This window comes from Gemmatimonadota bacterium (assembly GCA_009835325.1).
Lineage (GTDB): Bacteria > JAAXHH01 > JAAXHH01 > JAAXHH01 > JAAXHH01 > JAAXHH01.
In genome coordinates, this window is record VXWP01000039.1 from 1 (window position 1) to 11626 (window position 11626).

At 62.0% G+C, this 11626-nt stretch carries 11 protein-coding genes; 3 read left to right on the forward strand and 8 right to left on the reverse strand.

The genetic code is table 11. From position 1 onward, the window contains the following. Nucleotides 1–67: 67 nt before the first annotated feature. Together F4Z81_04510 and F4Z81_04515 are read right to left on the reverse strand one after the other, a co-directional pair. On the reverse strand, nt 68–1060 hold the full coding sequence (locus tag F4Z81_04510) for an aminoglycoside phosphotransferase family protein (GenBank protein ID MXW04316.1): 993 nt from the start codon (nt 1058–1060) through the stop codon (nt 68–70). 15 nt (nt 1061–1075) lie between these two features. Beyond that, entirely contained in the window at nt 1076–1381 is a 306-nt protein-coding gene (locus F4Z81_04515) for a HigA family addiction module antidote protein (GenBank protein ID MXW04317.1), read from the reverse strand. 168 nt (nt 1382–1549) lie between these two features. Here F4Z81_04515 and F4Z81_04520 point away from each other — a divergent pair, with 168 nt between their 5' ends. Beyond that, entirely contained in the window at nt 1550–2704 is a 1155-nt protein-coding gene (locus tag F4Z81_04520) for a methionine gamma-lyase (protein MXW04318.1), read from the forward strand. A 16-nt stretch (nt 2705–2720) separates the two neighbouring features. Here F4Z81_04520 and nhaA read toward each other — a convergent pair whose 3' ends face one another. From nhaA to F4Z81_04550, 6 genes are all read right to left on the reverse strand, one after another. Continuing rightward, complete coding sequence (gene nhaA, locus F4Z81_04525) at nt 2721–3947, reverse strand: Na+/H+ antiporter NhaA (GenBank protein ID MXW04319.1); 1227 nt, start codon at nt 3945–3947, stop codon at nt 2721–2723. Between the two features lie 48 nt (nt 3948–3995). Further along, nucleotides 3996–5054, reverse strand: coding sequence for a Gfo/Idh/MocA family oxidoreductase (locus F4Z81_04530; GenBank protein MXW04320.1), 1059 nt, complete (start codon nt 5052–5054; stop codon nt 3996–3998). Nucleotides 5055–5088: 34 nt separating this feature from the next. Continuing rightward, entirely contained in the window at nt 5089–6471 is a 1383-nt protein-coding gene (locus tag F4Z81_04535; GenBank protein MXW04321.1) for an MATE family efflux transporter, read from the reverse strand. A gap of 244 nt (nt 6472–6715) precedes the next feature. Then, nucleotides 6716–7465: an SDR family oxidoreductase gene (locus F4Z81_04540; protein MXW04322.1), complete on the reverse strand. Its 750-nt coding sequence runs from the start codon at nt 7463–7465 to the stop codon at nt 6716–6718. 34 nt (nt 7466–7499) lie between these two features. After that, nucleotides 7500–8759 carry an enolase gene (locus F4Z81_04545; GenBank protein ID MXW04323.1) on the reverse strand — a complete coding sequence of 420 codons (1260 nt, stop codon included), beginning with the start codon at nt 8757–8759 and terminating at the stop codon, nt 7500–7502. A gap of 28 nt (nt 8760–8787) precedes the next feature. Continuing rightward, nucleotides 8788–9855: a peptidase M42 gene (locus tag F4Z81_04550; GenBank protein MXW04324.1), complete on the reverse strand. Its 1068-nt coding sequence runs from the start codon at nt 9853–9855 to the stop codon at nt 8788–8790. Nucleotides 9856–10062: 207 nt separating this feature from the next. Between F4Z81_04550 and F4Z81_04555 the strand changes: the two genes are divergently transcribed. Further along, nucleotides 10063–10599: a hypothetical protein gene (locus F4Z81_04555; protein MXW04325.1), complete on the forward strand. Its 537-nt coding sequence runs from the start codon at nt 10063–10065 to the stop codon at nt 10597–10599. A gap of 34 nt (nt 10600–10633) precedes the next feature. Next, nucleotides 10634–11590: a hypothetical protein gene (locus tag F4Z81_04560; protein MXW04326.1), complete on the forward strand. Its 957-nt coding sequence runs from the start codon at nt 10634–10636 to the stop codon at nt 11588–11590. Nucleotides 11591–11626: the final 36 nt, after the last annotated feature.

Consider the following 11626-nt stretch of genomic DNA (forward strand, 5'->3'; position numbering starts at 1 on the left):
CTATATATTTGTTTAGTATATGTCAAGAAATACGAGAGGAAACTTCCAGGTTTTTGCAGAAAAACATTCAGGGCATTCCGAGCGTCCGACCGATCCTGTCCACCACGTCGTCGATCTTTTCCAGGTACTGCATGGCCGCCTTGTAGGTGGGCATAAGCACCCGCTCTTCATCCACCTCCCCTTCCAGGTACTGGTTGGCCATCCAAAGGTAGATGGAGAGTTCGTAGATCGACCATTCCGGATCTTTCGGGGCGTTGCCGTATCCTTCATAGAAATCGGCCGGTGTGGGGCCGATCGGCTTCAGCCGGAAGATTTCCAGCCTGGCCAGGTCCCAGGTCGGATCGCCGGACCAGGCATACTCCCAGTCGAGCCAGGCGGAACATCTCCACCGGCCGTCTACCTCGTGAACCAGCACGTTCCAGGGATGGGGATCGTTGTGCAGCAGGCCCAGGGGTCTTTCGTTCAGCCGGGGTACAGCTTGCTTCAGTACCCGCTTCATCGACGACAGTTCGAAACGAAGTCCCGGGTCTCGCTTCAGCAGGCTCTCCGCATGCCGCACGGCCTGGTGGTAATGAAAGTCACCCCAGGTTCCTCCGTCAAAAGGCTGAATGCGTTCTCCGACGATCAATCCCGCACAATGATCTGGAAGCTGGATGGAATGCACTTTTCGAAACGCGGCGCCGACATCCCGCCAGGCTTGAGCGCGCTGTCCATCGGTCAGGTTATCGACAACATTACCCAGCAACTGCCCCGGCTTGAACTCCATTAGCACGGCACGTCCACCTTCATTATCGCGATGTGCGAGAATGGCCGGCACAGGTACGTCATGCTTCCGAAGCAGGTCGTGTAAATACAGTTCTTTTTCGACCCTTTGCAGGTCGTCTTTCGTATCGTAAGGCCACTCGTATTCGCGGAGGATGTAGCGTGTGTCGTCCCGGAGTTTTACGAGGGAAGTTCGGTTGGTTACTCCGGAATGGAGTGGCTCGACAGATTGGATGGAATTACAGCCGTGCCCGGCTTCGGTGAGTAGTCCTGGAAGGATTGCAGGAAGCTGGGACATGGGGTCTGCACGCTTTCAGTTCGATCGGTTCAGCACGCGTACTTCTGTCTCCAATCGTTCTCCCAGCCGATCCTTCTGCAACTCCAGGTCATAGTGGGTCTGCAGATTCAGCCAGAATCGATCCGTAGTTCCGAAATAGCGAGCCAGCCGTAAAGCCGTGTCGGCCGAAATGGCGCGTTTGCCGTGCACGATCTCGTTTATACGGCGCGGGGAAACGGATATATCCACGGCAACACGATACTGACTCAAACCTAGTGGTTCGAGAAACTCTTCCTTAAGGATCTCACCGGGATGAATAGGGGGAATAAAAGCGGCAGGCATGTTTTACTCCTGGTGGTAGTCTACCAGTTCGACCATAAAAACGGTCTTTGAACGATATGGACATGCCAATACTATAATAACGATTCGTGGAACCTTTTTACACTGTTTCTGCATCGGTCTTGACGCCAACACAACAACCACTCGATCTGTTTCCGAGGACTCCCCGCCATGCCCAACGACCACGAACTGCGATTCGCCGCCGACGACTACCAGTCGGCCGACAACCGGGATTTCACCACGGACGCCATCCACGGAGGTTACCACGGCACGTCGTCCGCGGTGCCGATCTACCAGGGGAACACCAATTACCGGGAGGGTTACGAAGGGACTAACTCCTACGGCCGCGGGCTGGACAAGGCGGGCGGTCCCACCAGCGGTGCGCTCGAAGAACAAGTGAGGATCCTCGAAGGCGCGGAGTGGGCGCAGGCGACCTCGTGCGGCATGTCGGCGGTCAGCCAGACGTTGTTCGGCCTGCTTCGAAGTGGCGACCGGGTGGTCTGCCACGAGACCGTGTACGCCGGTACCCACATGTTGTTCCAGGACGTGCTGCCGGTGAAATGGGGCGTGGACGTCGAGATGGTCAACCTGTGCGACCTGGACGCCCTGAAAAAAGCGCTGGAAAAGCCCGCCCGGATGGTCTATTTCGAACCGTACGCCCACTCCATGGAGTTCATCGACCTGGCCCGAGCCACGGAAATGGCCCACGAAGCCGGCGCGCTGGTCGTGGTGGATAACACCTTTCTCTCCCCCTACCTGCTGCGTCCCCTGCAATACGGCGCCGACGTGGTCCTCCATGCCATGACCAAATACATGGCCGGTCACGGAGACACGCTGTCCGGAATCGTTGTGGGCTGTGACGAAGAGATCCGGAAGCAGATCCACTATATGCGCATCCTGATGGGCGGCGTGCTGGCGCCCATGAACGCCTTCCTGGTGCACCGGGGACTCAAGACCCTGGCTTTCAGGATGGAACGGCACTGCGCCAGCGGCCAGAAGGTAGCCGAATACCTTGACCGGCACGAGAAGATCGCTCGGGTCGACTACCTGGGACTGCAGTCCCATCCCCAACACGAGGTCGCGACCGGGTATCTTCGAGGCTATGGCGGTATGATGCGGTTCTTCTTTGGGTCCGGCGTCTCTCTCGACACTTTCATCGGTCGGCTAAAGATGTGCAAGCCGTGGTACAGCCTGGGCGATGTGGAGACGCTGATCCTGCCCTCGGGCGAGGATGAGAATGGCGGTTTTGGCGCGCGCGTTTCGGTGGGACTGGAAGATCCGGACGACATCATCGCCGATCTGGATCAGGCGCTGGAGAATGCGTAGAATTCCGCGCTCAACCTCACACCACCCTCTCGACCTCTTCCCCAACAGGCTCGATCTTCTTCTCCGTGGGCGGCAGGCAGTTACGCAGGACGATGTAGCCCAGCACGCCCGACAGCAGCGAGCCGGCCATGATGCCCAGTCTTTCGTCGAATAACCCGTACGTGTCGATCTCTGCGAAGGCCAGGGAACCGATGAAGAGGCTCATGGTAAACCCGATGCCACACAAGGCGCTGGCTCCATATATGCTCGTCCAGGTCATGCCCGTGGGCAGGCTGGCCCATTTGAATCTGACAAACATCCAGCAGAGGCCGAAGATACCGATCTGCTTACCCAGGAACAGGCCCAGCGCCACACCGACGGGAACGTTGTGAAGGACCTGGTCGAGCGTCATGCCCTCGAAACTGATCCCGGCGTTGGCGAAAGCGAACACGGGCAGAATGACGAAGGCCACGACCGTATGCAGATCGTGCTCCAGGATCTTGAGCGGCGAAACGTCGGGGTCGGTCCTGGACTGCATGGGAATGAATACGGCCAGGATCACGCCCGCCAGCGTCGCGTGGACGCCGGACTTCAACAGGGCGATCCACAATACTACGCCGACCATCATGTAGGAGCTGTGGGAGACCCAGTTCCTGTTGTTCAGGAAGAACAGCACCAGTACGCAGCCCGCGGCCACCAGCAGGGCCGGTATCGATATTTCCGCCGCGTAGAACACCGCGATGATCGCGATGGCCCCGATGTCGTCCAGAATGGCCAGGGAGGTGAGGAAGACCTTGATCGAAATGGGCACGCGGGAGCCCAGGAGGGCCAGCACGCCGAGGGCGAAGGCGATATCCGTGGCCACCGGGACGGCCCAGCCCCGCAACGCGTCAGGATCGCCGCTGTTGAAGATGAAATAGATCAACGCGGGGACGATCATGCCACCGACGGCGCCCACGCCGGGCAGGACGATGTTCCGCCGGTCCGACAACTCGCCCTCGAGGAATTCGCGCTTCAGTTCCAGGCCGACGAGGAAGAAGAAGATGGCCATCAGGCCGTCGTTGATCCAGAGCTGCAGCGGCTTGTGGATATCCAGCGCGGCGATGTGGATCTGAATCGGGATATTCAGCAGGAAGTGGTAAAGCGGCTCAAGGAACGAGTTCGCGAAAATCAAGGCCAGCGCGGTCGCGAGCATCAGGAGGATGCCGCTGGCGGATTCCAGGCGTAAAAAGGCGTCGATGAACGGTAGTTTCTGATTCGACATAAGCTGTGTTACCCGTACCTCCCTCAGGCTGCGCCTTCCATCGGCACGTCAGACCGGGTCCGTCACCCGCCCGACCATCTCCTCCACGTCGACGGACCGGCTGCTGCACGAGGCCTCTATGGCGGCGAAGACCATGGCCACGCTGCGGATGTTGTGTTCCAGGCGCGTATCCGGCGCGGGTCCGCCGTCAATCCACTCCAGGAACTCGTTGATCTGCCACTGGTGCCCGTCGTATTCGGGAACGACCGGGCTGACGTCTTCGACATGCATGCCCTTGCCGGGCGTGTGCCGGTACATGCGCGTGACCCCGTCGCTTCCAATGGCGACGGCGCCTTCTTCGCATTCGGCCCGGTAGTACTCCCGGTGCCAGCTGTTCTGCTCGGCGGCGCCCAGGCACGAACCCTCGTAGGCCGCCTTCACACCGTTGGTCATGTCCATCACGTACATGGCACAGCAATCCCCCTGGAAGGTGCTCCACGGCCGGTTCCACTCCCAACCGGCGATCGTCTTGCAGTCTCCCCCCGAGAGATTCCGCATCATGTCAAAGTGATGCACGGCGCCTTCCACGAGCAGGGTGTGCGGTATTTCATAGCGGAAGGCGCCCCAGGCGCCGTACTTCCGGTAGTCCGCGGCAAAGCGGCCCTGGATGTGGTTGATTTGTCCGAGTTCTCCGTCCCGCAGCACCTGCCGCATGGTCAGCATGCGGCTGGAATAACGGTAGTTCTGAATCACGTGCATCTTCAGGCCGGTTTCCGTGACCGCCCTGTATATATCTACGCAAGCGGGCCACGTGTCGGCAATCGGTTTTTCACTCAGGATGTCCAGCTTGTGCTCCACCGCCTGCATTACGGCGTCCCGGTGGACGGCCGGTGGGATCACGATCGTGCAGTAGTCCGCTTCCACCTCCCCGAAGGCGGATGCCATGTCCGTGTACCGACGGCTCCGTGGAAGCCCCAGGAAATCCCCGGAATCGTGGAGGATATCCGTATTGATATCCACCAGGGCGACGATTTCGTGCCGGTCGTTGAACCTTGGATAGAATTGGCGTATCCATGCGCCGGCCATGCCGCCGCCACCGATCATCAGGCATTTCTTTTTGTTAGACACTCAGTACTCCATTCTCTTGCTGGAAAACGCCTCGCTATATCACCATCCTCTTCCAGGCGCCCTGCCGGAACCGGTAGACGCAGGCGATACCGAGCAGGCAGATGTAGATAGTCGCGCTCAGCCATGCGCCCCAGAAGTCCAGTTCCAGGGTGAAGGCGAGCAGATAGGTCAGGGGGAGGAAGATCACCCAGGCGCCGATGAAAGCGGCCACGGCGGACCACCGGGTGTCGCCGGCGCCGCGCAGGGCACCGATGAATATGACCGCGAGGGCGTCGAAGGCCTGGAAAAGCGCCGCGTACAGCAGTCCCTGCCTGCCGTAGCGGATGACGGCGGGGTCGTCGTTGAACAGGCTGACCAGCGGCTCGGGAAACAACAGGAACGCCAGGCCGACGAAGACCATGATGCCCATCGCCAGTTTCAGGGCGCTGTAGGCGCTGCGTTCGGCCTGCGCGATACGTTTGGCCCCGATATACTGCCCCACGAGGGTGGCAGCGGCCATGCCGATGCCCAGGCCGATCATGTAGGAGATGGACATCAGCTGGATGGCGATCTGGTTCGCGGCCAGCTGGGCGTTTCCCAGCCTTCCGATGATGGCGGCGAAGATGACGAAGCTGCCGATGTCGAGAAACCGTTGCAGGCCGATCGGGGCGCCGACTTTCAAGAGCCGGACCTGGTCCAGCCACCGGGGCCGCGGCACGGTCCGGTTGTCGTAGGGACGGAGCCACCGGGACAGGTACAGGACGATATATATACCGCCGCCCAGTATGCCGGCCAGCGCCGATCCCATGGCCGATCCCTGCACCTCGAGGCGGGGCAGGCCGAAGTGGCCGTAGATCAGCCCGTAATTCAGGATGACGTTGATGATGTTGATGGTGATGCCGATCTTCATCGGCGTCTTCGTATCGCCGATCCCGCGGAAGAAGCTGGCCGTGGTCATGGCGACCATGAAGGCCGGACCGTCGATCAGCCGCCACTGCAGATAGGTGATCCCCAGGCGCCGCACTTCGGCGGAGGGTCCCGCGAGGTCGAACAACAGGGGCACGAAGGGGATGACGAGCAGGATCAGCAAGCCGCTGGCCACGGCCATGTACAGTCCCTGCCACGTCATGTACCCGCAGTCCTTCCGGTTGCCCGCGCCGTAGCTCTGGGCGACGAAGGTGTTCAACCCCATCGCCAGCCCCAGGAACGGAAGGTAGAAAAGCCAGGCGAGCATGGATCCGAGACCCACGGCGCCGATCTCGGCCACGCCCAGCTGGCCGACCATGTACGTGTCGACCACGCCCAGCAGCGTTTCGGACATGTTGGCCAGGATGATCGGATAGGCCAGCAGCCACACCTGGTTCACGCTTCCCGAGGTGGGATGAAAGGCGGGTACCGTATCCTGGGCCGATGGTTTCGATGTATCGGAAACGCTCATTTTTTTCGGAAAGTTGCAGCTTGATCACTGGGATAAACGCCAGGAACGAAGGCACAGCAGATCACATTTCGCGGCGCACCGGATCATCCGCGGCGCACCGGATCGTCCGCGGCGACTCGGATCGTCCGCGGCGCACCGGATCGTCCGTACCGTTCCTGACACCTCGCATCATACGAATCAGTCGGATCGGTTCACGCGATTCTCGCAGGAAAGTGCGCAATGCGACGTGTCCGTGCCGGAAACGCTACGCGTCCCCGACGATGGTCAGTCCGCCGTCGACCACGAGGCTGGCGCCGGTGATGAAGGACGCCTCGTCGGACGCGAGAAACACCACGGCGGACGCGATGTCTTCCGGAAGGCCCAGCCGTTTCATGGGCGGCCGGTCGATGTAGGGCCTGCGTACCGACTCGTCTAGGCCGTCCCAGGCATTGGTCAATATGGCGCCGGGCAGCACGGCGTTGCTGCGGATATCGGGTCCGTAATCCACGGCGACAGCCCGCGTGATCCCGACGACCCCGCCCTTGGCCGCGTCATAGGCGGCGTAGTCCCGGAATCCCACCAGGCTGTGTACCGACGCCGTGTTGACGACGGCGCCTCCTCCGGATTCCCGCATGACCGGGATGGCGTGCTTGCAGCCCAGGTAGATTGCTTTCAGGCACACTTCGAGCGTCCTATCCCAATCGGCTTCCGCAAGGTCGCACACCGGTCCGGGCGCGTGCCAGTACGCGTTGTTGTGCAGGATCTGCAGTCCGCCGTAGGTGTCGACCGCGCTCTGGACCATGTGCCCGACCTGTTCGTCCCGGCTCACGTCGGCGACGCAGGCTGTGGCCGCCCAGCCCTCACGGCGGATCGATTCGACGGTCTGTTCCAGTCCCACTTCGTTGATGTCCACGGCCACGACCCGGGCGCCTTCCCGCGCCATCCTCTCCGCGGTGCCCCGTCCGATGCCCGAGGCCGCGCCCGTTACGATCGCCGTCTTGTCTGCCAGTCTCATGGTTCTGCTCCGTTGCTATGCCGCCGAACTCAAATCAACGCTCGGTTACCGGTGACTCCCGGGTGCGGCGCCACAGGTCCTCGAACTCCGCGGTGCCGTCCTCCCGCCAGTATTCGGTTCGGATACCCGGCGTATAGGCCTCCAGTTCCCATCCATGGCGGATATTCCCGAAATGGACGCGATGCCCGTCGGGAAACACCGCCGTGCGGATGAAGCGCGGCCTGGGAAAATCGTAGGGTTCATCCCGGTCGAGAAAGGGCTTCATCACGTCGTCCGGGACGAGGAACCCGTGCATGGCCTCTTCGTCCACTTCGACGCCCAGTCCGGGCCCGTCTGGGACGCGGTGGAAACCGCCCACGACCTCGATTGGTTGCTTGAGCAGGTGGTGGCGGTACAGGTTGATGCAGGTGATGGCGGGCCAGGTGGCGTGGGTGAGCACGGCGCCGAGATGGGCGGCCCAGGTGGTGGTGAGTCCGTTGCCGACCATCTGGAGCCAGAAAGGCATGTTGGCCTCCGCGCTGAGGATGCCCTGGTACTTCACCCGCGTGGCGCCGCCGCTGACGACGAAACCGTCGCAGACCGCCTCGCGGATCGCCGTGGTGTAGGGTGGAGAACCGAAATGCATGGCGATGGGGCGGCTGATGACCTGCCGCAGCTGCCGGTTGCCCAGGAGGTCGGTCTGCGGGATGGGCGTCTCGAACATGGCGACGATGTCGAACCCCTCCAGGCCGCGCATGACAGGCATGGCCGCGGCGGCGTTGTGCATGGAACCGTTGGCGTCGAGGTCCACCCGGAAGTGGCGCGGCACGTTGGCGTCGATCGCCGACATCTGTTCGTGGATGTCGTGCCAGGGCCGTTGTTTGAGCTTGATGGTCGTGTACCCGTGGTCCACGGCGTCCCGGACCTGGCGGACCCAGTCGTCCGGCGGCCCCTCGTTGGACCACCAGGATATGGGCACCCAGTCCCGCGCCTTGCTGCCCAGCAGCTTGTGACAGGGGACCTCGAGCGCCTTGCCGACCACGTCGTAAAGAGCCATCTGCAGTCCGGCGCCGATCGTATCGTCCTGCATGAAATCCGCCGGGCTCTTTCCCATGACGCGCTGCACGCTCTGGTCGGTCACCCGCGAGTGGATGTAGTGGACGATGGTCTCGCCCCAGCCCACGAGACCGGCGTCGGTGGTGACCTTGCACAGTTCGAAGACGGACCAGTTGTATACCGTCCGCTCCGCCATGGGCCGCTGTCCCTGCGTGAACGGCACGGTGACGGTGAAGCGTTCCACGTTGGTGATTTTCAGGGGCATGAAGTTGCTCCGTTCCTCCCGGTTACTCCGGTTTTTGCAGGTAGGCCGCCAGCAGGGCGGCGCACCGGACCAGGCTGTTGCGGGGGATGATCTCGAATCCGTGGGTGTTCTCCGTGGGGATGCACAGGAGGCCGGCCTGGGGCGTCTGCCCCACGGACTTGGCCATGGTGGCGTCCGAGGCGTAGCTCTGCCAGTACGCGCACTGGGGCTCCATGTCCAGCGCCCGTCCGCACGCCAGCAGGCGGTCCGCGACGGCTTTGTCGTAGAGTCCCCGCCCGTCGCCGTAGACCACGATGGGTTCGTCCGTGAGCGCCACGCCGTACTCCTCGCAGGCCGGGCCGGAATCCACGGCCAGGGATACCTCGCCGGGCAGGGACCGCGCGGCGTACGAAGCGCCGTGGCCGCCGATCTCCTCGCAGGTGGTCATCACGAGGTAGGCATCGCCCGCGGGCCGGACGCCCTGGTCCTTCATGCGCGCGGCGGCACCCAAGGCGATGGCGATGGCCGCCCGGTTGTCCATGAAATACCCGCCGATGCAGTCTTCGATTTCCCAGAAAGCGCGCCGCGATTGGGCGATGACGACCCGCGTTCCGGCGTGCACGCCCGCCTCCTTCAGCTGCGCCGCCGTCCGGCGCGTGAAGACGTACACGTGATTCCAGTCCATGGCCACGTTGCCGCCCTTGGCCTTGGTCTCCCAGATCCGCGCGGAATCGGCCGTCGTGTGCTGCGGACCGACGGAGAGAACGCCAGGAACGATGCCGTCGTCCGCAATGATCTCCACGGGGCCCTGCCCGTAGTTGGCGGGATAGATGCCACCGAGAGGATTGACCCGGAGCGTGCCGTCCTCGTTGACGCGCTTGACGACCAGGGCCAGTTCGTCCAGGTGGGCCATCACGCGGATCACCGGGGCGTCTGGCGAGGATCCCTTCAGCAGGCCGACGACGTTGCCGGCGGCGTCGACCCAGGTCTCGTCGCACAGGGACTGCAACTCCCGTTCGCAGACCGCCCGCACCTCGTCCTCCTGGCCTGACGGCCCTCGGGCGTAAACGAGTTCCTGGAGCAGTGAAACGAGGTGGTCGTCGGCGGACATGAATCGCTCCTTGCGGGTTGAATTGATGGGTCGTGGTCGTGGCACGTTTGTCGAAAAGGTATGCGTGAAATAGTACTTTTCGATCGGTTCCAGATCAAGGGTAAAGACTTGACAGAGGGCATGTTATGTATAAACTCCTGCATATCGTCGTCCAGGTGTCCGGAGTTGCCGCCGTCCTGGAATCGGGACTGGTCTCAGGAGCAAAAGATGGTTCAAGCCGCTCAATGGACGCTGGCGGCAATCGTCACGAAAACGACGGTCGTGCACACCGTGACCTATTTCCTCGCCGGTGCGCTGGCCTACGCGTTTTTCGACTACCAGTCGCTCTGGGAAGAACCGGTCTTCAACGTGTACATGCGGCGCATGGACGATCCGGTCCTGATGGCCGGACCGCTCTTTCAGCCCATACGTGGCGTGTTGTTCGGTGTGGTGTTCTACCTGCTGCGCCGCGAATACTTCGGCCGGGCATACGGCTGGCTGACCATCTGGGCGGTCCTGGTCGTGCTGGGGATGTTGAGTACGTTCGGTCCGGCACCGGGTTCCATAGAGGGCCTGATCTATACGACGATTCCCTTCGGCTCGCAGTTCGGCGGCGGGAGCATCGAGACTTTAGCCCAGGCGCTTTCCTTTTCGTTTATCGTGTTCTGCTGGGTACGTCAGCCTGAGAAACGGTGGTTGACCTGGGTGTTGACGGCTGCGTTTTTCCTTGTCCTGGCGTTTTCAATCATCGGGATGCTCCAGTGATCCTTCCTGGTTTACCTATTTTACAGGAGTCATTATGTACCGGAATCTGATTGCAATACTTGTAAGCAGCGCATTCGTGACCATGTTGTCGGCCTGCGCGGCCACGGAAGAGGAAACGGCAACGCCCGCGGCCGAGTCCGAAACCGCGGGCGACGCTGAAAAGGCGGCCGATGCCGACGTCCTCACCACGACCTTGACGCCCTACTCGGACCGGGCCGCCATCGTCGCCCACCTGCTGGAGGCGGAGCGGAAGAAGATCAACACCGAGGCCATGGCGGTCAACTTCCCCGACTTGGACAGGCAGACCGCCTACGACATCCAGGCGGACATCCTGGCCGAGAAACTGAAGAATGAAGAGCGCGTCGGCTGGAAGATCGGGTTCTCACGCATGCCCGAGGACCCGGCCACGCTGGATCCCATTTACGGCCACATCATGGCGTCGAACGTGTTCGAGCCCGGTACGCCCGTGGAAGCCGCGTCCTTCGTGGCGGACACGGCGGTCGTGGGAGGCGAATTCGCCGTCGTGCTCGGCCAGGATCTCCCCGGTCCCGATTTGACTCGTGAGCAAGTCGGCGATGCCGTCACCGCGGTGGTCGGCGTGATCGAGCTGCTTTCCACGTGGACGGCCGGTACCGAGGAGAATCCGTCCACGCGCGACCATGACGTCACGGGCAACGTATTCCACGTGGGCATCATCCTGGGTGAGACGCGCGTGCCGCTCTCCGAGATGGATTTCACGAAGGAAACCGCGACGGTAGCGATCGACGGCGAGGAAAGGGCCTCCGCGCTGGCCACCATGAACATGGGCGTGGACCCCCTGGAGGCGCTGACCTGGCTGGCCAACGAGTTGACCACCTACAGCGACGAATACCTCCGGGCGGGGGACGTGGTGATCACCGGGACGGTCTTCCCGCCGCCCCGCATGGGCGCCGGCAGCAAGGCCGTGATGAGCTACACGACCCTCGGCACGATCGAGGTGGAACTGAAATAAAAGACCCTGGCTACTCAACCTGGGATTCGAAAAAAA

Excerpts from the sequence above, each read along its gene's own strand:
- F4Z81_04510 (MXW04316.1), bottom strand. The coding sequence starts at position 1,060 with ATGTCCCAGCTTCCTGCAATCCTTCCAGGACTACTCACCGAAGCCGGG.
- F4Z81_04515 (MXW04317.1), bottom strand. The coding sequence starts at position 1,381 with ATGCCTGCCGCTTTTATTCCCCCTATTCATCCCGGTGAGATCCTTAAG.
- F4Z81_04520 (MXW04318.1), top strand. The coding sequence starts at position 1,550 with ATGCCCAACGACCACGAACTGCGATTCGCCGCCGACGACTACCAGTCG.
- nhaA (MXW04319.1), bottom strand. The coding sequence starts at position 3,947 with ATGTCGAATCAGAAACTACCGTTCATCGACGCCTTTTTACGCCTGGAA.
- F4Z81_04535 (MXW04321.1), bottom strand. The coding sequence starts at position 6,471 with ATGAGCGTTTCCGATACATCGAAACCATCGGCCCAGGATACGGTACCC.
- F4Z81_04540 (MXW04322.1), bottom strand. The coding sequence starts at position 7,465 with ATGAGACTGGCAGACAAGACGGCGATCGTAACGGGCGCGGCCTCGGGC.
- F4Z81_04550 (MXW04324.1), bottom strand. The coding sequence starts at position 9,855 with ATGTCCGCCGACGACCACCTCGTTTCACTGCTCCAGGAACTCGTTTAC.
- F4Z81_04555 (MXW04325.1), top strand. The coding sequence starts at position 10,063 with ATGGTTCAAGCCGCTCAATGGACGCTGGCGGCAATCGTCACGAAAACG.
- F4Z81_04560 (MXW04326.1), top strand. The coding sequence starts at position 10,634 with ATGTACCGGAATCTGATTGCAATACTTGTAAGCAGCGCATTCGTGACC.